Annotated in this window: 21 protein-coding genes, 1 pseudogene and 2 riboswitches; of the genes and pseudogenes, 12 read left to right on the forward strand and 10 right to left on the reverse strand. The window is 64.3% G+C overall.

Annotated features, from left to right (window positions below; translation table 11 throughout):
- Nucleotides 1-11: 11 nt before the first annotated feature.
- The gene (locus K4G67_RS06505; RefSeq protein WP_239805567.1) at nucleotides 12-644 is read left to right on the forward strand and encodes a glutathione S-transferase family protein; all 633 of its coding nucleotides are present in this window, start codon (nucleotides 12-14) and stop codon (nucleotides 642-644) included.
- A gap of 8 nt (nucleotides 645-652) precedes the next feature.
- The gene (locus tag K4G67_RS06510; protein ID WP_239805568.1) at nucleotides 653-2,227 is read left to right on the forward strand and encodes a cryptochrome/photolyase family protein; all 1,575 of its coding nucleotides are present in this window, start codon (nucleotides 653-655) and stop codon (nucleotides 2,225-2,227) included.
- Here the strand turns inward: K4G67_RS06510 and K4G67_RS06515 are convergent.
- A pseudogene (locus K4G67_RS06515) lies at nucleotides 2,224-2,748 on the reverse strand (methylated-DNA--[protein]-cysteine S-methyltransferase); the annotation flags it as partial. The gene K4G67_RS06510 and the pseudogene K4G67_RS06515 overlap by 4 nt on opposite strands.
- 124 nt (nucleotides 2,749-2,872) lie before the next feature.
- Here K4G67_RS06515 and K4G67_RS06520 point away from each other — a divergent pair.
- The 8 genes from K4G67_RS06520 (at nucleotide 2,873) to K4G67_RS06555 (ending at nucleotide 11,476) form a co-directional block, all read left to right on the forward strand.
- Entirely contained in the window at nucleotides 2,873-4,507 is a 1,635-nt protein-coding gene (locus K4G67_RS06520) for a S1 family peptidase (protein ID WP_239805569.1), read from the forward strand.
- Nucleotides 4,508-4,715: 208 nt separating this feature from the next.
- Nucleotides 4,716-5,270, forward strand: a complete 555-nt coding sequence (locus K4G67_RS06525) for a F0F1 ATP synthase subunit delta (protein WP_239805570.1) — start codon at nucleotides 4,716-4,718, stop codon at nucleotides 5,268-5,270.
- Between the two features lie 13 nt (nucleotides 5,271-5,283).
- Nucleotides 5,284-6,810 (forward strand): F0F1 ATP synthase subunit alpha, encoded by a 1,527-nt coding sequence (gene atpA, locus K4G67_RS06530; RefSeq protein WP_239805571.1) that lies wholly within the window; start codon nucleotides 5,284-5,286, stop codon nucleotides 6,808-6,810.
- 28 nt (nucleotides 6,811-6,838) lie between these two features.
- Nucleotides 6,839-7,726 carry a F0F1 ATP synthase subunit gamma gene (locus K4G67_RS06535; RefSeq protein ID WP_239805572.1) on the forward strand — a complete coding sequence of 296 codons (888 nt, stop codon included), beginning with the start codon at nucleotides 6,839-6,841 and terminating at the stop codon, nucleotides 7,724-7,726.
- A gap of 26 nt (nucleotides 7,727-7,752) precedes the next feature.
- Nucleotides 7,753-9,228, forward strand: coding sequence for a F0F1 ATP synthase subunit beta (atpD, locus tag K4G67_RS06540; protein ID WP_239805573.1), 1,476 nt, complete (start codon nucleotides 7,753-7,755; stop codon nucleotides 9,226-9,228).
- Nucleotides 9,229-9,233: 5 nt separating this feature from the next.
- Nucleotides 9,234-9,491 carry an ATP synthase F1 subunit epsilon gene (locus tag K4G67_RS06545; RefSeq protein ID WP_202083961.1) on the forward strand — a complete coding sequence of 86 codons (258 nt, stop codon included), beginning with the start codon at nucleotides 9,234-9,236 and terminating at the stop codon, nucleotides 9,489-9,491.
- A 119-nt stretch (nucleotides 9,492-9,610) separates the two neighbouring features.
- Nucleotides 9,611-9,838 carry a hypothetical protein gene (locus tag K4G67_RS17745; RefSeq protein ID WP_420829999.1) on the forward strand — a complete coding sequence of 76 codons (228 nt, stop codon included), beginning with the start codon at nucleotides 9,611-9,613 and terminating at the stop codon, nucleotides 9,836-9,838.
- A gap of 132 nt (nucleotides 9,839-9,970) precedes the next feature.
- Complete coding sequence (locus K4G67_RS06555; RefSeq protein WP_239805575.1) at nucleotides 9,971-11,476, forward strand: TadA family conjugal transfer-associated ATPase; 1,506 nt, start codon at nucleotides 9,971-9,973, stop codon at nucleotides 11,474-11,476.
- A 16-nt stretch (nucleotides 11,477-11,492) separates the two neighbouring features.
- Here K4G67_RS06555 and K4G67_RS06560 read toward each other — a convergent pair whose 3' ends face one another.
- Nucleotides 11,493-11,795 carry a hypothetical protein gene (locus K4G67_RS06560; protein ID WP_239805576.1) on the reverse strand — a complete coding sequence of 101 codons (303 nt, stop codon included), beginning with the start codon at nucleotides 11,793-11,795 and terminating at the stop codon, nucleotides 11,493-11,495.
- On the opposite strand from K4G67_RS06560, the gene K4G67_RS06565 reads away from it, so the two are divergent.
- Nucleotides 11,796-12,755: a DMT family transporter gene (locus tag K4G67_RS06565; RefSeq protein ID WP_239805577.1), complete on the forward strand. Its 960-nt coding sequence runs from the start codon at nucleotides 11,796-11,798 to the stop codon at nucleotides 12,753-12,755. It abuts the gene before it with no gap.
- Nucleotides 12,756-12,822: 67 nt separating this feature from the next.
- Nucleotides 12,823-12,951, forward strand: a complete 129-nt coding sequence (locus K4G67_RS06570; RefSeq protein ID WP_239805578.1) for an entericidin A/B family lipoprotein — start codon at nucleotides 12,823-12,825, stop codon at nucleotides 12,949-12,951.
- Nucleotides 12,952-13,025: 74 nt separating this feature from the next.
- Here K4G67_RS06570 and K4G67_RS06575 read toward each other — a convergent pair whose 3' ends face one another.
- From K4G67_RS06575 to K4G67_RS06610, 8 genes are all read right to left on the reverse strand, one after another.
- Nucleotides 13,026-13,676, reverse strand: coding sequence for a DUF938 domain-containing protein (locus K4G67_RS06575; protein WP_239805579.1), 651 nt, complete (start codon nucleotides 13,674-13,676; stop codon nucleotides 13,026-13,028).
- On the reverse strand, nucleotides 13,673-15,271 hold the full coding sequence (gene gcvPB / locus K4G67_RS06580) for an aminomethyl-transferring glycine dehydrogenase subunit GcvPB (protein WP_239805580.1): 1,599 nt from the start codon (nucleotides 15,269-15,271) through the stop codon (nucleotides 13,673-13,675). Before gcvPB ends, K4G67_RS06575 begins: the two co-directional genes overlap by 4 nt.
- Nucleotides 15,268-16,638 (reverse strand): aminomethyl-transferring glycine dehydrogenase subunit GcvPA, encoded by a 1,371-nt coding sequence (gcvPA, locus tag K4G67_RS06585; RefSeq protein WP_239805581.1) that lies wholly within the window; start codon nucleotides 16,636-16,638, stop codon nucleotides 15,268-15,270. Before gcvPA ends, gcvPB begins: the two co-directional genes overlap by 4 nt.
- Before the next feature lie 29 nt (nucleotides 16,639-16,667).
- Entirely contained in the window at nucleotides 16,668-17,039 is a 372-nt protein-coding gene (gene gcvH, locus K4G67_RS06590) for a glycine cleavage system protein GcvH (protein WP_239805582.1), read from the reverse strand.
- Between the two features lies 1 nt (nucleotide 17,040).
- Nucleotides 17,041-18,177: a glycine cleavage system aminomethyltransferase GcvT gene (gene gcvT, locus K4G67_RS06595; RefSeq protein ID WP_239805583.1), complete on the reverse strand. Its 1,137-nt coding sequence runs from the start codon at nucleotides 18,175-18,177 to the stop codon at nucleotides 17,041-17,043.
- 47 nt (nucleotides 18,178-18,224) lie between these two features.
- A riboswitch (glycine riboswitch) is annotated at nucleotides 18,225-18,331 on the reverse strand.
- A riboswitch (glycine riboswitch) is annotated at nucleotides 18,332-18,445 on the reverse strand.
- Between the two features lie 37 nt (nucleotides 18,446-18,482).
- On the reverse strand, nucleotides 18,483-19,157 hold the full coding sequence (locus K4G67_RS06600; protein WP_239805584.1) for an NAD(P)H-binding protein: 675 nt from the start codon (nucleotides 19,155-19,157) through the stop codon (nucleotides 18,483-18,485).
- Nucleotides 19,150-20,352 (reverse strand): deoxyguanosinetriphosphate triphosphohydrolase, encoded by a 1,203-nt coding sequence (locus tag K4G67_RS06605; RefSeq protein ID WP_239805585.1) that lies wholly within the window; start codon nucleotides 20,350-20,352, stop codon nucleotides 19,150-19,152. Before K4G67_RS06605 ends, K4G67_RS06600 begins: the two co-directional genes overlap by 8 nt.
- Nucleotides 20,353-20,421: 69 nt before the next feature.
- Nucleotides 20,422-21,117, reverse strand: a complete 696-nt coding sequence (locus tag K4G67_RS06610) for an aspartate/glutamate racemase family protein (RefSeq protein WP_239805586.1) — start codon at nucleotides 21,115-21,117, stop codon at nucleotides 20,422-20,424.
- Between the last annotated feature and the right edge of the window lie 87 nt (nucleotides 21,118-21,204).

Here is a 21,204-nt window from a genome sequence, read left to right on the forward strand (position 1 = left end):
GAAAGGCGCAAATGCTCACTGTCCATCATCTCGGCGTGTCCCAGTCCGAGCGTGTCGTGTGGCTATGCGAGGAAATTGGCGTCCCGTATCGCATGGTGCGCCACGAACGGCGGGAGGACAACAACCTCGCCCCCGAAGCGCTCAAGGCCATGCATCCCATGGGGCTTGCCCCCGTGATCGAAGATGATGGCCGTATCCTCGGCGAAAGTGCGGCAATCTGCGAATATATCGACGCGCGTTACAACGATGGCGGGCTGACGCCGAAACCGGGCGATCCCGATTACGTCGATTTTCTCTACTGGTTCCACTTTGCCAGCGGCACGCTGATGCCGAACATGTACATGGAAGCGGTGGTGGTGATGGGCGATCTGGAGGAGCCGCCCTTCTTCTTCGTCGACCGGAAGCGCCGTTCATGGTCCATGCTCGAAAAGCGCCTTGGCGAAGTTCCGTTCTTCGCGGGGGAGCGGCTGACGCTGGCCGACATCATGATCGTGTTCGTCGTTACGACGGGTCGCATGTTCATCAATTTCGACCTCGACGCCTGCCCCAATGCCCGCGCCTATCTGCGCCGGATCGGGGAACGCCCCGCCTATCGCGCCGCCATGGCCAAGGCGGAGCCGGGCTTTCGTCCCATGCTGGACTGATCCGCGAGGTGACCGTTCTCGTTCCCGTATTGGGCGATCAGCTTTCGTTCGGTCTCGCCTCGCTGCGCGATTGCGACAAAAGTGACACCGTCGTGCTGTTGATGGAGGTGCGCGAGGAGTGCACCTATGTAAGGCATCACAAGCAGAAGATCGCCCTGATCCTGTCCGCCATGCGCCATTTCGCCGAAGAATTGCGCGACGATGGCTGGACCGTGGATTACATCGAATTGTGCGACCCCGACAATACTGGAAGCCTGACCGGCGAGATCATGCGCGCGGCACAAAGGCACGATGCCGATCTGGTGCGGGTGGTGGAGCCGGGGGAATGGCGGCTCGACAAGGCGTTGAAGGGATTGATGGGCGCCCTCCCCTGCGACATGGAGATCGTGCCCGACGACCGCTATCTGTGTTCCATCCCCGAATTCATCGGCTGGGCGCAGGGGCGCGGCGAGTTGCGCATGGAATATTTCTATCGCGAGATGCGGCGCAATACCGGCCTGCTCATGACAAAAGCCGATGAAGAGACCGGGTCCGCGGCCGCACCGGCGGGTGGGCAATGGAATTACGACCGTGAAAACCGCGCCGGTCCCGACGATGCGATGGACCCGCCGCCGGCCCCGAAATTCTCACCTGACGAAAGCACCCGCGCGGTGATCGCCATGGTGGAGCGGGAATTTGCCGACCATTTCGGCACGACCGACGGCTTCGCCTGGCCGGTCACGGCGAAGGAGGCGGAGAAAGCCGTCGACGCCTTCGTCGCGGATCGCCTGCCTCTTTTCGGAAAATATCAGGACGCGATGGTACATGGCGAGGACGACCTGTTCCACTCGCTGCTCTCGACCTCCATCAATCTTGGCCTGCTCGACCCCGTGGCGGTGTGCCGCCGGGCGGAAGCGGCGTATGACGCGGGCGAGGCGCCATTGAACGCGGTGGAAGGGTTCATCCGGCAGATCATCGGCTGGCGCGAATATATCCGTGGCATGTACTGGCTCGAAATGCCGGAGCTGGCCGAGGCGAACGCATTGGACGCGGATCGGCCGCTGCCCGAATTCTACTGGACCGGCGAAACCGACATGCGCTGCCTCGCCGATTGCGTGCGTTCGACGCGCGACAATGCCCATGCCCACCATATTCAACGGCTGATGATACTCGGCAATTTCGCGCTCATCGCCGGGATCGTGCCGCAGGATGTCGAGGATTGGTTCCTCGTCGTCTATGCCGATGCGTATGAATGGGTGGAATTGCCGAATGTGGCGGCAATGGCGCTCTGGGCGGACAAGGGGCGGCTTGCGTCCAAACCCTATGCCGCGGGGGGCAATTACATCAACAGGATGTCGGATTATTGCCGCGATTGCCATTATTCGGTGTCGAAGAAAACGGGCGACGGTGCCTGCCCGTTCAACGCGCTTTACTGGCATTTCATGGTGCGCAACCGGCGCGTGCTGGAACGCAACAACCGCGTGGCGCGCGTCTATTCGACATGGGACCGGATGAAGGAGGAACGGCGAGGCGAATATATGGCCAGCGCCGATGCGTTTCTGGAAACCCTCACACCCGCGCGCAAGGGATGGGCGCGGGGCTAGAAGGACAGCCCCTCCCGGCGCAGCAGTTCCCGCTTGATCGCCGGACCATATTCGTACCCGCCCAGCGCCCCGTCCGCACGCACGACCCGGTGACACGGGATCAGCACCGCCACGCGGTTGGCGCCATTGGCCCGCCCGACCGCGCGCGATGCCCCCACCTTTCCCAACCCGGCGGCAAGGGCGCCATAGGACCGCGTCTCGCCCGCCGGAATATCGCGAAGCGCCTGCCACACGCGCTTTTGAAAACCCGTCCCGCCAATGTCGAGCGGAATATCCGCCCCATCGCCCGGCGATTCGATCGCCGCTGCCACGCGGGCCAGAAGCGGGGCGAAATCCTCCCCCCCTTCGACAAGATCGGCATGGGGAAACAGCATGGAAAGATCGTCCCGCCCCTTGCCGAACGCCACACGGCACACGCCCGAATCGCTCGCAGCGACCAGCACCGCACCGAGCGCAGTCTGCGCCACGCCCCAGCGAACGGTCACGCCCGCGCCGCCATCCATCCATGCCGATCGAGTCATCGTTACGCTCCTTCGTCGATAGCGCCGACCTTACGCGCAACGGATGCACGGGTAAAAGGTGAAAGCGCCGCGCGGGCGATTGCCCCCTGCCCAAGGGCGCGAAACCGCGTTAAAGGCGCTGCCCATGCGACACACCGCGCCGACAGCACATGACATGATGGCCCCCATGCGGGCGCTTATGGGAATCATCGCGCTTATCGTGGCCTGCCTCGCGCTATGGCCGGCCGCGACCGCGCGGGCCGATACCGCCGACATCAACGCGGCGGCGCGCAGCGTGGTGCGCGTCGTCATCGTGCAGCGCGATTCGGCCGGCTATGACGTGATCGGTCATGGCACAGGCTTTGCCGTGACGCCGAAGCTGATCGTGACCAACGCGCACGTGCTAGCCCCGCTGCTGGAGGATGAACGGCTTCAGCTCGGCGTGGTGCCCGCGCAGGGGAAGAGCGGCTATTTCGCGCGGATCGTGCGCGTGGCGTCCGATGTGGATCTCGCGCTTATCGAATTGACCGAGGATGCGACGCTGCCGGTGGCGACGCTGTATTCCGGGGCGGTCGGCGATGGATCGGACGTGTTCGCGGTCGGTTATCCCGCGAATGTGGACCAGGCCATCGGGCTTGGCCTCGGCGCGCTGACCTCGCCGCAGGCTCCCGTCAAATCGCGTGGACAGGTTTCGGGCGGCCGGACGGCGAGCCAGTACGACACGATCCTGCACACGGCGCCCATCGGAGTCGGCAATTCGGGCGGGCCCCTGCTCGACCCGTGCGGCCGCGTCGTCGGCGTCAACAGCTTCGGCACGATCAGCGACAACGGCAGCGATTCGGAGTTCTACTTTGCCGTATCCATGCGCGAAATCGCCCCCTTCCTGCGCAAGGCCGGGGTGAATGCACGCTTCAACGCGCAGCCCTGCCGTTCCATGGGGGAATATGACGCGCAGCAGGACGCCCGCGCCATGCGCGAGGCGAGCGCGATGCAGGCGCGGCAGGCCGCCGCCGCCGCCCGCCTGCGCGACGAGGCCGAACGTGCCGGCCGCCGTGCCGAGCTCGAGGCGCTGGATCAGCGCGAGACGATGATGGCGCTGGGGGGCGCATTGCTGGCCGTGATGGTGCTTGCCGTGATCGGCACCGTCGTTCTTTACGATCGCGACCGGCAGGAGGCCGCGCTCGCCTGCGGCGTGTTCGCGGGCGTCGCGTTGATCGGCGCGCTCGTCGCGTGGTTCTCGCGCCCCGGTATTGCCGAGATCGAACGACGCGGCGAAGCGGCGCAGCAGGCCGCGCTCGAGCGGCCTGCCGACCGCGCGCCCGTTTCCGCCGACATGCAGAAAGGCCGGTTTACCTGCCGCCTCCTGCCCGAACGCAGCCGCGTGACCGTGTCCGATGCGAGCGATATCTTGCTCGGCTGGGACGCGGGGGGGTGTGTCAACGGGCGAACGCAATATGGCCTGTCGAACGGGGAATGGTCGCGCGTGCTGGTCCCCAATTCGGAGCAGACCGTGTCGGTCAATCGCTACGATCCCGAAAAGCGGATTTTCACCACCGATCGTTTCCTCGTCGATCTGTCGGTGATGAACGCGGCGCGCGATGCGCGCCGACAGTATCAGGCCCCGGCATGCGGCGGCGGAGAAGAGGCGTCCCGCGCGCTTGGCGACAATCAGGATGCGATTCGCGCCATGTTGCCCGACATGCCGAACGAACGCCTGACCTATATCTGCGAACCGTCGGCGGACGCCATCCTTGGCGAGGGCCAGGACGTGACCGATTGAACCGAAGGGACCGGGGAACGTCCCCTTCTCGTGCATTTGCTCCGCGGGCGCGATGAAGCGACGCGAAGCGGTTGTCATTTGCGAAGCGTATTGCTAGGCGCGCCAGCGTGAAGGACGCGAACGCGCCCCGTCTGGTGGCGCATGAGTTTGAAAACCGTCTTCGAACGGACATAACCTTTTACGATATTGAACAAGGGGCATTACGCGCGTGGATATTTCGGGCGGCATCAAGGCCAGTCTAGCAGGGCGGTACGCCTCGGCCCTGTTCGACCTCGCGGTCGAGCACAATCAGGTGACCGCGGTCGAGAACGATCTGGATTCGCTGCGTCAGGCTCTTTCGGCGTCGGACGACATGCGCTCGCTGATTCGCAATCCCGAGATTTCGCGCGGACAGGCCGGCGCCGCGATGGACGGCATCGGCCGCCATCTCGAGCTTGCGCCGCTGACGCGTAATTTCCTCGGCGTGCTGGCGCAGAACCGGCGTCTGGGCGAACTGCCTGCGATGATCCGCGCGTTTCACGCCATCGCCTCGGCACAGCGCGGCGAGGTCACCGCCGAGGTGACGAGCGCGCACCCGCTCGATCAGGGGCAGATCGCCACGCTCACGCAGAAACTGACCGCGCGCGAAGGCCGCGATGTGAAAATCCGTACCGAAGTCGATCCCGACATTCTCGGCGGGCTGATCGTGAAGATCGGCAGCCGCCAGATCGACGGTTCGATCCGCACCCGTTTGAATACCCTCGCCTCGGCGATGAAGGGCTGATGAAAGGCTGAACATGGAAATCCGCGCCGCAGAAATCTCCAAGGTCATCAAGGACCAGATCGCCAGCTTCGGCACCGAAGCACAGGTCACCGAAGTGGGCACCGTGCTGTCGGTCGGTGACGGCATCGCCCGCATCCACGGCCTCGACAAGGTGCAGGCCGGCGAAATGGTCGAATTCTCCGACGGGGTGCAGGGCATGGCCCTCAACCTCGAGGCGGACAATGTCGGCGTCGTGATCTTCGGTTCGGACAGCGCCATCAAGGAAGGCGACCAGGTCAAGCGGACCGGCACCATCGTCGACGTGCCGGTCGGCAAGGGCCTGCTCGGCCGCGTGGTCGACGCGCTCGGCAATCCGATCGACGGCAAGGGCCCGATCGAGAGCACCGAACGCCGTCGCGTCGAAACGAAGGCACCGGGCATCATCCCGCGCAAATCGGTTCACGAACCGGTGCAGACCGGCCTGAAGGCCATCGACGCGCTGGTTCCCGTCGGCCGCGGACAGCGCGAGCTGATCATCGGCGACCGTCAGACCGGCAAGTCCGCAGTCGCGATCGACACCTTCATCAATCAGAAGGAAGCGAACGCGGGCGACGACGAGACGAAGAAGCTTTACTGCATCTATGTCGCCGTCGGTCAGAAGCGTTCGACCGTCGCGCAGATCGTGAAGAGCCTCGAGGAAAACGGCGCGATGGAATATACCATCGTCGTGGCCGCGACCGCCTCGGAACCGGCCCCGCTTCAGTTCCTCGCACCCTACACTGGCTGTGCGATGGGCGAATTCTTCCGCGACAACGGCATGCACGCCGTCATCGTCTATGACGATCTGTCGAAGCAGGCGAATGCCTATCGTCAGATGTCGCTCCTGCTGCGTCGTCCTCCGGGCCGCGAAGCCTATCCGGGCGACGTGTTCTACCTGCACAGCCGCCTGCTCGAGCGTGCGGCGAAGATGAACGAGGAAAACGGCGCCGGTTCGCTGACCGCCCTTCCCATCATCGAGACGCAGGCGGGCGACGTTTCTGCCTATATTCCGACCAATGTGATCTCGATCACCGACGGTCAGATCTTCCTTGAAACCGGCCTGTTCTATCAGGGCGTGCGTCCGGCCATCAACGTCGGCCTGTCGGTGTCGCGCGTGGGCGGTGCCGCCCAGACCAAGGCGATGAAGAAGGTGTCCGGCTCGATCAAGCTGGAGCTGGCGCAGTACCGCGAAATGGCGGCCTTCGCACAGTTCGGCTCGGACCTCGACGCCTCGACGCAGAAGCTTCTGAACCGCGGTGCGCGCCTGACCGAGCTGCTGAAACAGCCGCAGTTCTCGCCCATGCCGTTCGAGGAGCAGACCGTGTCGATCTTCGCCGGCACCAATGGCTATCTCGACAGCGTGCCGGTCGACCGCGTCACCGAATACGAGGCGGCGATGCTGGGCTACATGCGCGCCGAACATCCCGGCGTGCTGGCCGAGATTCGCGAGAGCAAGGCCTTCGACCCGTCGAAGGACAAGGTCGTCGCCGCGCTCGACAGCTTTGCCAAGCAGTTCGGCTGAGCCGATCCACACCAGATAGGGAGCCGAAATGGCTAGCCTCAAGGAACTCAAGGGTCGGATCAACTCGGTCAAGTCGACCCAGAAGATCACCAAGGCCAAGCAGATGGTCGCCGCGGCGAAGCTGCGCAAGGCACAGGCCGCCGCCGAAGAGGCGCGGCCCTATGCCGAGCGTCTGGCCTCGGTCATGGCGAGCCTCGCCGGGCGTGCAGGCGACAGCGACAATGCGCCGCGCCTGCTCACCGGCACGGGATCGACGAAGCGTCACCTGCTGGTCGTCGCCAATTCGGACAAGGGGCTGGCCGGCGCGTTCAATTCGAACATCGTGCGCGCCGCCCTGGCCAAGGCGAAGGAATTGATCGCCGAGGACAAGGAGGTGGAATTCTACCTCATCGGCCGCAAGGGACGCGCCCCGATCCGGCGCGCATATCCCGACCGGGTCGGCGTCAATTTCGACACGACCGAAGTGCGCGAACCCGGCTATGCCGAGGCCGAGAAGATCGCCGAGGAGCTAATTGGCATGTACGAGGATGGCCGTTTCGACGTCGCGCATCTGTTCTATTCCAGGTTCAAGTCCGCCCTGACCCAGACGCCGACGCGTCAGCAGATCATCCCTGTTCCCGCGCCCGATGCGGCAACGACCGACAATTCCGCCCCCACCGGCGCCGTCGTCGATTACGAACCGAGCGAGGAGGAAATCCTTGAAGAACTGCTGCCGCGCTATCTGAAAACGCAATTGTTCGGCGCGCTGCTTGAAAACAATGCGTCGGAACAGGGCGCCTCGATGACCGCGATGGACAATGCCACGCGCAACGCCGGCGATCTGATCGAAAAGCTGACCATTCAGTACAACCGCAGCCGCCAGGCCGCGATCACCACCGAACTCATTGAAATCATCGCCGGCGCGGAAGCGCTCTAAGGCATAGACGGCAAGGATACGATATCATGGCCACCGCACCCACGCTCGACAATACGGGCACATCGAACATTCCCGCGCAGGGCAAGATCAGCCAGGTCATCGGCGCCGTCGTCGACGTGGTCTTCGAAGGCGAGCTGCCCCCGATCATGGCCGCGCTGGAAACCGACAACAACGGCAACCGCCTCGTCCTCGAAGTGGCGCAGCATCTTGGCGAGAACGCCGTGCGCACCATCGCGATGGACGGCACCGACGGTCTGACCCGCGGGCAGAGCGTGCGCAACACCGGTTCGCAGATCGAGGTTCCGGTTGGGCCCAAGACGCTGGGCCGTATCATGAACGTGATCGGCGAACCGATCGATGAAATGGGCCCCATCGGCGCGATGAACACCGCCCCGATCCACGCCAAGGCCCCCGAATTCGTGGACCAGTCGACCGAAGCGGCCATCCTCGTGACCGGCATCAAGGTCATCGATCTGCTCGCCCCCTATGCGAAGGGCGGCAAGATCGGCCTGTTCGGCGGCGCGGGCGTCGGCAAGACCGTGCTCATTCAGGAGCTCATCAACAATATCGCGAAGGGCCACGGCGGCGTGTCCGTATTCGCGGGCGTCGGCGAGCGTACGCGCGAGGGCAATGACCTCTATCACGAATTCCTTGACGCGGGCGTCATTGCCAAGGACGAGAATGGCAATGCCACCTCCGAGGGATCGAAGGTCGCGCTGGTGTTCGGTCAGATGAACGAACCGCCGGGTGCGCGTAGCCGCGTGGCGCTGTCGGGCCTCACCATGGCAGAATATTTCCGTGACGAGGAAGGCCAGGACGTGCTGTTCTTCGTCGACAATATCTTCCGCTTCACGCAGGCCGGTTCGGAAGTGTCGGCACTGCTCGGCCGTATTCCCTCGGCCGTGGGGTATCAGCCGACCCTGTCGACCGACATGGGCGCGCTTCAGGAACGCATCACCTCCACCAACAAGGGTTCGATCACCTCGGTGCAGGCGATCTACGTGCCGGCCGACGATTTGACCGACCCGGCGCCTGCGACCTCGTTCGCCCACCTCGACGCGACGACGACGCTGAACCGTGCGATCTCGGAACTTGGCATCTATCCGGCGGTCGATCCGCTCGATTCCACCAGCCGCGTGCTCGAACCGCGGGTCGTCGGGCAGGAGCACTACGAAACCGCGCGTAAGGTTCAGGAAACGCTTCAGAAGTACAAGTCGCTGCAGGATATCATCGCGATTCTGGGCATGGACGAGCTGTCGGAAGAGGACAAGCTGACCGTGCAGCGCGCACGCAAGATCCAGAAGTTCCTGTCGCAGCCTTTCCACGTCGCCGAAGTCTTCACCGGCATTCCCGGCAAGTTCGTCGCGATCGAAGACACGATCAAGTCGTTCAAGGCCGTCGTCGAAGGCGAATACGACCACCTTCCCGAGGCTGCCTTCTACATGGTCGGCGGGATCGAGGAAGCGGTCGCCAAGGCGAAAAAGCTGGCCGAGGATTCCTGATCGCCATGCCGCTGCATTTCGAACTCGTCACCCCGGCAAAGCTGGTGCGGTCGGAGGAGGTCCACATGGTGGTCGTTCCCGGCAGCAACGGTGAGTTCGGCGTTCTGGAGGGGCACGCCCCGTTCATGTCGACCATTCGCGATGGCAAGATCCAGATCTTCGCATCGCAGGGTGCGACGCCCGATGAAATCGAGGTCGCGGGCGGCTTCGCCGAAGTTGCCGACGGCAGGCTGACTGTTCTGGCCGAACACGTCGCGGGCTGAACCGCGATTGATCGCACAACGACGCCGCCGGACACGTTCCGGCGGCGTTTTGCGTGGCGCCGACGGCGTTCCCCTCCCCGATGGCTCCGTTGTTATTTGCGCGGCCCGCGCGTCTTTGCGTGAAAATCCGGTGGACGCTTCGCAATCCAGCGCAGGAATTTCGCAACGCCATCGTTGCGTCGCAGGAATTCGACATCCTTCCCGAACCGGGCCAGTTCCGCATTCGTGAATTGTGCGTGGAGCGTGCGGTGGCAGATCGGATGCACCGCGACCGTTTCGCGGCCCTTGCGGCTTTTCGGCACCGTGTGATGGTGCTCGACCCGGCCGCCGAGCGGTCTCTTACATAGCCAGCACCGGGTCGGCGCGGGCCCATGGTTAGCGAGTTGTTCACCATTTTCAGCCATAGAGAACCCACCACACGAAGCGTCACACCGTTTTCGTCTGGCACAGGAAGATGCGCGCGACAAAGGTCTGAATTTATGAGTGCTTTCGGCCGAAAGGATGGATTGGCCTCCAAGTCGAACCAGCGTGCCAGCTTTGGCGTGGCCCGGCCGATGAAGGGCACCGGCGCCGCGTCGGGCGCGCAAACGCTCCCCAGCCCACCCGAACCGGAGCCGTTCCCCCCCATCCCCGAAGTCGCGGTCGATCCGGAGGATGACGCGCTCGCCCGGCTTGCCGAACGTGCCAATTCGTTTGCCGAGGGAAATTACCACGCCGAAGGTTTCGAGGTATCCGTCCACCGGATCAAGGAGCAGGTCCTGCCGCGCCTGCTCGAACGCGTCGATCCGGAGGCCGCAGCCACCCTGACCAAGGATGAACTGTCGGAGGAATTCCGGCCGATCATCCTCGAAGTGCTGACAGAATTGAAGATTACCTTGAACCGGCGCGAACAATTCGCTCTGGAAAAGGTGCTCATCGACGAGCTGCTCGGCTTTGGCCCGCTGGAGGAATTGCTGTCCGATCCGGATATTTCCGACATCATGGTCAACGGGCCGCAGCAGACTTACGTCGAACGCAAGGGCAAGCTCGAGCTTGCCAAGATACAGTTCCGCGATGAGCAGCATCTGTTTCAGATCGCCCAGCGTATCGTGAACCAGGTCGGCCGCCGCGTCGATCAGACCACGCCACTCGCCGATGCGCGCTTGAAGGATGGCAGCCGCGTCAACGTCATCGTTCCGCCCCTCTCGCTGCGCGGAACGGCAATTTCCATTCGCAAGTTTTCGGAAAAGCCCATTACCATCGATATGCTGCGCGAATTCGGCAGTATGAGCGAAAAGATGGCGACGGTGCTCAAGATCGCGGGCGCGTGCCAGATGAACATCGTCATTTCGGGCGGTACCGGATCGGGCAAGACGACGATGCTCAACGCCCTGTCGAAAATGATCGATCCGGGCGAGCGCGTGCTCACGATCGAGGATGCGGCCGAGCTGCGCCTGCAACAGCCGCACTGGCTGCCGCTCGAAACGCGCCCCCCCAACCTTGAGGGTGAAGGCGCGATCACGATCGGCGATCTCGTCAAGAACGCCTTGCGCATGCGTCCCGACCGGATCATTCTGGGCGAAATTCGCGGGGCGGAATGTTTCGATCTGCTCGCCGCGATGAACACCGGCCACGATGGGTCGATGTGTACGCTCCATGCCAACAGCCCGCGCGAATGTCTCGGCCGGATGGAGAACATGATCCTGATGGGCGACATCAAGATACCCAAGGAAGCCATCAGCCGGCAGATCGCCGAATCCGTCGATCTCATCGTGCAGGTGAAGCGCCTTCGCGACGGGTCGCGCCGCACCACCAACATCACCGAAGTCATCGGCATGGAAGGCGATGTCATCGTGACGCAGGAATTGTTCAAGTTCGAATATCTCGACGAAGGATCGGACGGCAAGATCGTCGGCGATTTCAAATCATCGGGTCTGCGCCCCTACACGCTTGAAAAAGCGCGGCAATTCGGCTTCGACAAGGCGTATCTGCAAGCCTGCCTCTGAGCCTGTGCATCGCGCGTCAAACGCTTGCGAGCCAGTATTGCAGCGCGACAAACCCCGACAGCCCCGCGATGCCGAGCGCGGCGAGAAACAGCGGCCCCCATGGCACGATGCCGACATCGTCGGGTCGTTGCCGCCGCGTCCGGCGCAGATCACCCACCCACGCAATCGCCGCGAGCAACAGCGCACCTGCCGCAACGGCGGCCAGCATTCCCGCTTCGCTATCCCAGAAATTCGGCATGACGGACAGATCCCTGCCCGAACCGGCGTGACCGCGCAATCGAAGGTTGATCGCACCGGCGGCGGGGCGCAGTAGGGCCACATGCCTTCTTCCCCCGGTTCCTCGTCTTCGTCGCGCCTGCCCGGCTCGCAAATTCCGCCGCGCGACGGCCCGGTGCAGCGTCCGATGTATGCCCTGCTGCTACGGCTCGGCGCGGGCGTGACGCTGGCGACGATGCTCATGCTGGTGAAACTGGTGTCGGCGCGCGGCGTCGATCTGCCGCATATCCTGCTGTTCCGACAGGCCGTGTCGGTGCCGGTATTGCTGGGTTTTCTGCTCGTGCGGGGGGAACTTGGCCGCCTTCGCAGCGACAGGCTGGTGTCGCACGGTATCCGCGCGATGACAGGTGCGACCGGCATGGCGCTGACCTTCGCGGCGCCGATCCTCCTGCCGCTCGCGGTTTCGACGACACTGGGCTTTACCTCCCCGATTTTTGCCGTGGTGCTGTCTGCCCTGCTGCTGCGTGAAAAGGTCGGACGCTGGCGCTGGTCCGCCGTGTTGCTGGGTTTTGCGGGCATCGCGATCATCGCCGGGCCCGGGGGGACGGACATCGATCCGCTCGGTGCGGCAGTCGGCATCGCGGCGGCATTCATGGTCGCGTTGATCTCAATCCAGATACGCGATCTTTCGCGGACCGAGGACAGTATCTCGATCGTCGTCTATTTCGCGGTGTTTTCCACGCCGGTGCTTTTCATCATCGCAATGTTCTTTCCCTGGCCGACCGAGGCGACCGATTATGCGCTCCTTCTGCTGGTCGGCGGGTTCGGCACCGCGGCACAGCTGTTTCTGACCAATTCGCTACGCTATGGCACGGTGTCGAGCGTGATCGTCATGGATTACGCCATGCTGATCTGGGCAACGCTTTACGGGTGGCTGGTTTTCGACAATCTGCCGTCCGTCATGCTGTGGTTCGGCGCGCCTCTCGTGATCGTGGCGGGCGCCATCATCGTGTGGCGCGAACATCGCCTGTCGAAAATGCGGCACGAGACTAGCGATTCTTGAACGAAATTTGGGGAACAACATCCGCATCGCTTCGTTTTCACGCGGAACAACCACCAAGGAGCATCCCATGATCCGTCGTATCGCACTCGCCGCTGCCGTCGGCAGCCTGGCTCTTGCCGCCGCCGCCTGCAACACCGTCCAGGGTGCCGGTGAGGATATCGAATCCGTTGGCGAAGCGGCGGATCGCGCCATCTGATACACGGCGGGCGGTGATGCCCGTTTTGAAAAGGCCCGCGGGACTGCATGTCCGGCGGGCCTTTTTCGTGCGTCCTATCGTCGGTAGATCAGCATCAGATTATTGGCGGGCATCGGCACCGGCTCCGCTGCCGACAGGCCATTTTCCTGGGCCAGAGCGTCAAGCGCCTCCACCCGCCGCAAGCCCCACCGCGGGTCGCGTGCCTTCAGATTCTCGTCAAAGGCAAGGTTCGATGCCGCGGTTTCGACGCCGCTGCGAACGAACGGGCCATAGATGACGAGCGGGCCGCCCTCCGGCAACAGGCGTGCGGCGCCGGTAAAAAGCCCCTGCGTCGCGGACCACGGGCTGATATGTGCCATGTTGATGCAAAGGATCCCGTCGGCGCGCGCCACGGGCCATTCGTCCGCGCTCGCGTCGAGACGGACCGGCGGGCGAAGATTATGCGACGCGCTCGCTTCCCCCCATGCCGCTATGGACGAAAGCGCCTGACGATCGGTATCGCTCGGCTGCCAGACCAGCTCCGGGAACAATGATGCGAAATACGCCGCGTGCTGTCCCGTGCCGGATGCGATTTCGAGCACGGTTCCGCCTGCGGGAAGCACGTCGCGCAGCACCGCCGCGATGCCATCGCGATTGCGATGGGTCGCGGGGGCGTCGCCGCGTGCCTCGCCCCCGAACACGAAGGGTTGCGGCCCGACGGTGCCTTCGTGCCCGGCGTTGCTCAACGTCCGCCGATCTCGCTTCGCGCCGGTTTGCCCGCCGGGGCGGGATCGCCCTTCCATACCAGCACCGGTTTGCGCGCGGCCCGCGTTTCGTCGAGCCGGCGACGCGGGGCGTAATGCGGCGCGGATTTCAGCGCCTCGTCCCCGTCCTTCGCGCGGGTGACGACCGCGCGCAGGCTCGCGATCAAGCGGTCGAGACCAGCCCGACTTTCCGTTTCGGTCGGTTCGATCAGCATGGCGCCATGCACGACCAGCGGGAAATAGACCGTCATCGGGTGGAACCCTTCGTCGATCAGCCCCTTCGCAATGTCGAGCGTGGTGAACCCGTCGGCCAGCCCGGCATCGGAAAACAGCGCCTCATGCATGCACGGGCCGCTGCCGCCGAACGGCGCGTCGAGAATGTCGTCGAGGCTGCGCAGCACGTAATTGGCGTTGAGCACCGCGTCCTCCGCGACTTGGCGCAGGCCGTCGACCCCGTGGCTGAGCATATAGGTGAGCGCCCGCGTGAACATGCCCATCTGTCCATGAAAGGCGACCATGCGGCCAAAGCTGTCGGGCAGCAGGTCCGCCGCGCCGCGCTCCTCCACCATGCGCAGGCGGCCCGTGTCGTCGCGGCGGACGAAAGGAATGGGCGCATAGGGGGCAAGCGCCTCCGACAGGACGACCGGACCGGACCCCGGCCCGCCGCCGCCGTGGGGCGTGCTGAACGTCTTGTGCAGGTTGATGTGCATGGCATCCACGCCCAGATCGCCGGGGCGCACCCGCCCGACGATGGCGTTGAAATTTGCGCCATCGCAATACACCAGCCCGCCCGCATCGTGCACGGCGTCCGAAATCGCCTTCATCTCCCGCTCGAACAGGCCGCATGTGTTGGGATTGGTGATCATCACCCCCGCGACATCGGGGCCGAGCCGCGCCTTCAACGCTTCGAGATCGACGCGCCCGTCCTTCGTCGCGGGGATGTTCTCGACCGCGTAACCCGCAAAGGCCGCAGTGGCCGGATTGGTGCCATGCGCGCTTTCAGGGACGAGGATCACCGCGCGCTTGTCGCCGCGCGCCTCCAGTGCGGCACGAATGGCGAGAATACCGCACAGCTCGCCATGGGCGCCGGCCTTCGGGCTCATCGCGACGGCGCTCATCCCGGTGAGCGTCACGAGCCATTCGGCCAGCTGCTCGATAACGGCGAAGGCGCCCTGCACCGTGTCCATCGGTTGCAGCGGGTGAACGTCGGCAAAGCCGGGCATGCGGGCCACGGCTTCGTTAAGCCGGGGATTGTGCTTCATCGTGCACGATCCGAGCGGGAACGGACCAAGGTCGATGGCATAGTTCTGCCGCGAAAGCCGCGTGTAATGTCGTACCGCCTCCGGCTCGGCCAGACCGGGCAGATCGACCGGCGTCTTGCGCGCGAATCGGGCGAGTGCGGGCGTGATTTCGCCCGGTTCCTCGTCGAAATCGACACCGCAATTGCCGCGATTGGCCAGCTCGAAGATCAGCGGCTCTTCGAGGTTCAGTGCCATGTCGCCGCTGCTCGTCGGGGTTTCGCTGCTGCCGGCGGGGCCCATCTGCGGTTTCCAGCCCGATGCGTTGGGGGCGTTCATGCGGCTTCTCCCGAAATTTCCTGCGCGAGCGCGTTGGCGAGCGCCTCGATATCCTCGTCGCTGACCGTTTCGGTGACGGCGACGATCAAACCGTCCGAAAGCGCGTCCGCGCCTGGAAACAACCGCCCCATCGTCACGCCGGCCAGCACGCCGTTCTTCGCCATGCGCAGCGCGGCTTCGCGCGCGTCGCAGCCGATCCGGATGGTGAATTCGTTGAAGAACGCGTCGTTGACGATACTGACGCCCGGAATCTCCGCCAGCCGCCCCGCCGCCTTTGCCGCGCGGGCATGGTTGATGCGGGCCATCCGGTCCAGCCCGACCCCGCCAAGCAATGTCATGTGGATCGAGAATGCCAGCGCGCACAGCCCCGAATTGGTGCAGATATTGCTCGTCGCCTTTTCACGCCGGATATGCTGCTCCCGCGTCGAAAGGGTCAGCACGAAGCCGCGCTTTCCATCCGCATCCACGGTTTCGCCGCACAGGCGACCCGGCATCTGCCGCGCATATTTCTCCCGCGCGCCGAACAGGCCGAGATACGGCCCCCCGAATTGCAGCCCGACGCCGAGCGATTGCCCCTCACCCACCACGATATCGGCACCCAGCGCGCCCGGACTTTCGATAAGCCCAAGCGCAACCGGCTCCGTCACGACAGCCACCAGCAACGCGCCCTTGTCATGCGCGGCATCGGCAATGCGCGAAAGATCGGGGATGCGCCCCAGAAGATCGGGATATTGCACCACCACGCAGGATGTCGTGTCGGTGATGCCCGCGATCACGCGATCGTCGTCGGTCGCCGCGATCAGTTCGGGCACCGCCGTGTCCAGCGTATCGCCGGTATATTTCGCCATGGTCTGTGCGACCGACACGTAATGCGGATGCAGGCCCGACGACAGCACGGCATGGTCGCGACGGGTGATGCGCCCGGCCATCGCAATCGCCTCCCAGCATGCGGTGGAGCCGTCATACATCGACGCATTGGCGATGTCGGTGCCGAAAAGGCGCGCAACCTGCGTCTGAAACTCGAACAGGACCTGCAAGGTGCCCTGCGCGATTTCGGGTTGATACGGGGTGTAGGCGGTAAGGAATTCGCCGCGCTGAATGAGATGATCGACGCTCGCCGGGATATGATGGCGATACGCCCCTGCCCCCAGGAAGAACGGCGCATCGGCCGCCGACAGGTTTTGCGCGGCGAGGTTGCGCATATGCCGTTCGACCGCCATTTCGCTGGCATGGGTCGGCAGGCCGTCGATCGGGCCGGACAGGCGCGCGCCCTCCGGCACGTCGGCAAACAGGGCATCGATATTGTCGGCGCCGATCTTCGCCAGCATGGCGGTCCGGTCGTCGGGGGTCAGCGGCAGGTAACGCATGTGCGGGTCTTTCCTCTGTCCAGCGCAGATTACAGGCTGGCGACGTAATCCTTGTAGGCGCTCTCATCCATCAAGCCGTCGAGTTCGGACGGATCGGACAGCGTCACCTTAAACAGCCAGCCCGACGTTTCGGGATTGGAATTGACCGTTTCGGGCGCTTCCTCCAGCGCATCATTATTGGCCGTCACCTCGCCCGAGACGGGGGTGTAGACGTCGGACGCGGCCTTCACCGAATCGACGACGGACACCGCATCGCCTTTCTTCACCGTGTCGCCCGCATTGGGCAGTTCGACAAAGGTGATGTCGCCAAGCTGTTCCTGCGCATATTCGGTGATGCCGACGGTGCCGGTGTCGCCTTCGACGGCGATCCATTCGTGGTCCGTGGTGAAATAGGTCGTCATGTCAGGCTCCTGTCTTGTCTTTGCGATGATAGCGGTGGGGGACGAACGGCAATTCGCGCACGGCCGCCTCGATCTGGCGTCCGCGCATCTCGATCGTGACGCGCGTGCCGGGCAGGTCGTGGCCGGTGGCAATGGTGGCCATGGCGATGGGCTGTCCGACGGAGGGCGCGAAACCGCCGCTCGTCACCGTGCCGATGCGGGCGTCGCCGGCAAAGACGTCGGCCCCTTCGCGCGCGGCCATGCGGCCTTCGATCATGAGCCCGACGCGCCGCGCCCCGGCCCCGCGTTCGAGCAGGGGCAACACCGCATCGGCGCCGATGAAGCCGCCCTCGCTCCGCCGCCGCTTCGATATGGCGAAGGCGAGATCGGCCGTTACCGGGTCCACGGTTTCGGTCATGTCGTGCCCGTAGAGCGGCAGCCCGGCCTCCAGCCGCAGCGAATCGCGCGCGCCGAGCCCGACCGGTTTCACCTCTTCCATCGCGAGCAGTGCATCGGCCAGCGCCGCCGCCGCTTCGGCAGGAACGGAAATTTCAAAGCCATCCTCGCCGGTATAGCCCGACCGTGAAATGCCGAGCCTGTGCCCGTTCCAGTCGGCGACCGTCGCCTGCATGAAGGACAGATCCGTCACGCCGGGGACAAGCCGGGCCAGCGCGGTCGCCGCCTCCGGCCCCTGCAACGCCAGCAATGCGGATTCGTCGAGATGGGTCAGCGTGACCGTTTCGGGCAGGTTTTCATGGAGCCAGGCAATATCGTCCCATTTCGTCGCGCCATTCACGACGAGATGATAACCCTCGCCCGTGTTGGTCACCATGAGATCGTCGAGAATTCCGCCATCCTCATTGAGCAAAAGCGAGTAACGCACCCGCCCTTCCTTCAGCGCGGAAATATCGCCGGGCAACACGCGTTCCAGCGCGTCGGCCACATCCGGCCCCGTCACCATGAGCTGCCCCATGTGGCTGACATCGAACAGGCCCGCATGTTCGCGGGTCCAGCCATGTTCGGCGATGATGCCATCATACTGGATCGGCATGTGGTATCCAGCGAATTCCACCATGCGCGCGCCTGCGTCACGGTGCCATTGGTCGAGCGGAAGGGTCATCACCTCCACCGCGTCGCTGTCTTCCACATTGTCGTTCATGCGTTCGGTTCCGTTCAAAAAGGTCGCGTCGGGCCATGATGACCCGCAACGCCCCCTCTGTCACGGAAACCTGAGAGCCTTCCCCGCGAGGCGCGAGGTTACACCGTCGGTGGCCCGGCCCGGTGGGGGCAGGACTCTTTCCAGAGCATCGCTATCGACCGGCGCGGTCCCTTGTGCCTGAGAGTTTCCGGGGCGGTTGCTCCTTCGGCGGACGACACGACGCGTTCGGCATGAACGAATCGCGGCGACACTCTCCCGCGCGGTCAGCGATAGGGTTGCAGCCATGCGCACGGCCGGCGCGCAAGTCAATCGGCGAGCGTATCGGCACAGGCGCGAATCGCATCGTTGTCGTGGATGAAAACGCCCTCCCCCGCCGCCTGTGACAGGGCGAGAATGGCGCGTGCCACCGTTTCGCCGCAAATCGAACGCATCGCCCGCATCCGCCCGTGCAGCAACCGGTCGAAAACCGGCGCGAAGGCAATGGCGAGCCTTTCCTTCACCCGCCGATCGCCGCCGCGCGATCCGCGAAGGAGACCGGGGCGCAGGATGTCGAGCCGGGCAAAACCGATGGTCTTGAGCGTATCTTCGACCTCGCCCTTCACCGAAATATAGAAATTGCGCGAGCGGGCATCGGCGCCAACCGCGCTCACCACGATCATCCGGCGCGCGCCCGCGTCATGGGCCGCACGCGCGCAATTCAGCACGAGATGCTGATCCACGCTGCGAAAGCGTTCCTGCGACCGCCCCGCCTTGCGCCATGTCGTGCCCAGCGCGCAGATCAGCCCGGCGGGTTTTGCATCCGCGATGATGGCCGGCCACGCGTCGGGCGGCGCGACGATGCCGCGCGAAGGGTCGGCAGCAGCGGGTATTCCGCGCCGTGAAAGGGCGACGATTCTGGCGTCGCCACGCGCCTCCGCCTGTTGCAGGACCGACCCGCCGACGAGCCCGGTCGCACCGACAAGGACGAAGGGTTCAGACATTGCTCAATTCCGCAGGGGGCGGGCCGAATATCGCGGTGTAGCGGCGAATGGCATAAAGGTCGGTCATCCCCGAAAGGAAATCGGCGATGTGACGGCTACGGCTCGGTTCGTCCTTCGGCATCGCCCCGCGCCACTCATCGGGCAGGAGATCGGGCTGCGCGTCATAGGCGCCGAACAGCTTTGACAGCAGATCATTGGCAAGATCGGCCGTGCGCAGCTGTGCCGGGTGGAAATAGAGATTGTCGTACATGAACCGTTTCAGCCGGCGTTCCTCAGCCGCGGTGCTTTCGGAAAAGCCGCAAATGGCAGCCCCCGCCGCACGGACATCGTCCGCGGTGACGATCGCGTGGTCGGTGATGCGCGCCTGCGTTTCGGCGATGACGTCGTTGACCATCCAGCCGATCTGCCCGCGCACCAGCTCACGCTGCAACCGGTCGCGCGGGGCGTGGGGAAAGCGCGCCTCGATCCCGCGCCACTGATCCGCGATGAAATCCAGGCTCAGCAATTGCTCCATCGACAGGAACCCGGCGCGCAGCCCATCGTCGATGTCGTGATTGTCATAGGCGATGTCGTCGGCGATCGCGGCAACCTGCGCCTCCAGCGAGGGCCAGCGCGCAAGGTCGAAATCAAATGCCGCATTCAGCTCGCGAAGCGCCCATGGCAGCGGGGCATCCTGTGCGACCGGGCCATTATGCTTCGCCAGCCCCTCGAGCACTTCCCAGCTCAGGTTCAACCCGTCATGCGTGCAATACGGGCTTTCCAGCCGCATCAGCACGCGCAGCGTATTGGCATTGTGATCGAACCCGCCATGCGCGGCGAGCGCCTGATCGAGTGCGCGCTCGCCTGCGTGGCCGAAGGGGGGATGGCCGATGTCGTGCGACAGGCACAGCGCCTCGGTCAGATCCTCGTCGAGGCCGAGCGCGCGGGCGATGACCCGCCCGATCTGCGCCACCTCCAGGCTGTGGGTGAGGCGCGTGCGGTAATGATCGCCGTCGGGTGCGACGAAAACCTGCGCCTTGTGACGCAGGCGGCGAAAGGCGATGGAATGGATGATCCGGTCGCGGTCGCGCTGAAACGGGCCGCGGGGACCGCGCACCGCATTGTCAGGCGGGCCGAATTCGCGCCCCCGGCTATGGTCGGGATCGCTGGCGTAACGGGCGCGCGGGGCGAGTTCGGGGCGGAACGGGGAATTCATGATCCGGCCTGATGCCAGATCGCCGGTGTCGCGGAAACGGGATCAAATCGGGAACCTGCGCGCGAAGGTCTACCCCGCGCCGAGGATGAATTCCGCCGCCGCCTTGGCATGGATATGCGCCCCGTCGAACACCGGCAGGACATTGGCGTCGGTATCCACGATCAGCTCAAGCTCGGTACAGCCCAGCACGACGGCTTCCGCCCCATCCTTGGAAAGATTGGTCAGGATCGTCTTCAACTCCCGTTCCGACGATCGTGTCACCTTCCCGATCATGAGCTCGTCATAGATGATGGCATCCAGACGATCGGCGATCTCCTCGTCCGGGGGGAGAATTTCGATTCCCTGCGCGACGAGCCGCTCGCGGTAGAAATCCTGCATCATGACATTGCGCGATCCCAAAAGGGCGGCACGATCGACCCGCTCCTCCTGCATGGCCTTCGCGACGCAATCGGCGATGTGGATGATGGGGACCGATACCGCCGCGGCCACCTTGTCATAGACATGGTGCATCGAATTGGCCGCGATGACGAGCCCTTCGGCGCCTGCCAATTCGAGCCGCCGCGCCGATTCGATCAGCACATCGGCCGCCTTGTCCCATTCCGCCTTTTCCCCGATGCGATAGAGCGGGCGGAAATTCAGGCTCTCGATCAACATCGGCGCGCTGCTTTCCGGGCCGGCGTGACGCTGCACGATGCGGTTGATGTCTTCGTAATAGGCGCGGGTGGAGACCCAGCTCATCCCGCCGATCAGGCCAAGTTTGCGCAACACTCGCGTCCTCGCTTTACAATTCGATCCAGTTCCGGTGCCATCCCATCCTTAGAAACAAAAGGGGCGGCCCGTCCAGCGACGCAC

The sequence above is a fragment of the Croceicoccus hydrothermalis genome, assembly GCF_022378335.1.
GTDB classification, from domain to species: domain Bacteria; phylum Pseudomonadota; class Alphaproteobacteria; order Sphingomonadales; family Sphingomonadaceae; genus Croceicoccus; species Croceicoccus hydrothermalis.

Bases quoted from the DNA above. Each gene is read 5' to 3' on its own strand.
- K4G67_RS06505 (WP_239805567.1), top strand. From the start codon at position 12: ATGCTCACTGTCCATCATCTCGGCGTGTCCCAGTCCGAGCGTGTCGTG.
- K4G67_RS06520 (WP_239805569.1), top strand. From the start codon at position 2,873: ATGCGACACACCGCGCCGACAGCACATGACATGATGGCCCCCATGCGG.
- atpA (WP_239805571.1), top strand. From the start codon at position 5,284: ATGGAAATCCGCGCCGCAGAAATCTCCAAGGTCATCAAGGACCAGATC.
- K4G67_RS06535 (WP_239805572.1), top strand. From the start codon at position 6,839: ATGGCTAGCCTCAAGGAACTCAAGGGTCGGATCAACTCGGTCAAGTCG.
- atpD (WP_239805573.1), top strand. From the start codon at position 7,753: ATGGCCACCGCACCCACGCTCGACAATACGGGCACATCGAACATTCCC.
- K4G67_RS06545 (WP_202083961.1), top strand. From the start codon at position 9,234: ATGCCGCTGCATTTCGAACTCGTCACCCCGGCAAAGCTGGTGCGGTCG.
- K4G67_RS06555 (WP_239805575.1), top strand. From the start codon at position 9,971: ATGAGTGCTTTCGGCCGAAAGGATGGATTGGCCTCCAAGTCGAACCAG.
- K4G67_RS06565 (WP_239805577.1), top strand. From the start codon at position 11,796: ATGCCTTCTTCCCCCGGTTCCTCGTCTTCGTCGCGCCTGCCCGGCTCG.
- K4G67_RS06570 (WP_239805578.1), top strand. From the start codon at position 12,823: ATGATCCGTCGTATCGCACTCGCCGCTGCCGTCGGCAGCCTGGCTCTT.
- gcvPB (WP_239805580.1), bottom strand. From the start codon at position 15,271: ATGAACGCCCCCAACGCATCGGGCTGGAAACCGCAGATGGGCCCCGCC.
- gcvPA (WP_239805581.1), bottom strand. From the start codon at position 16,638: ATGCGTTACCTGCCGCTGACCCCCGACGACCGGACCGCCATGCTGGCG.
- gcvH (WP_239805582.1), bottom strand. From the start codon at position 17,039: ATGACGACCTATTTCACCACGGACCACGAATGGATCGCCGTCGAAGGC.
- gcvT (WP_239805583.1), bottom strand. From the start codon at position 18,177: ATGAACGACAATGTGGAAGACAGCGACGCGGTGGAGGTGATGACCCTT.
- K4G67_RS06600 (WP_239805584.1), bottom strand. From the start codon at position 19,157: ATGTCTGAACCCTTCGTCCTTGTCGGTGCGACCGGGCTCGTCGGCGGG.
- K4G67_RS06605 (WP_239805585.1), bottom strand. From the start codon at position 20,352: ATGAATTCCCCGTTCCGCCCCGAACTCGCCCCGCGCGCCCGTTACGCC.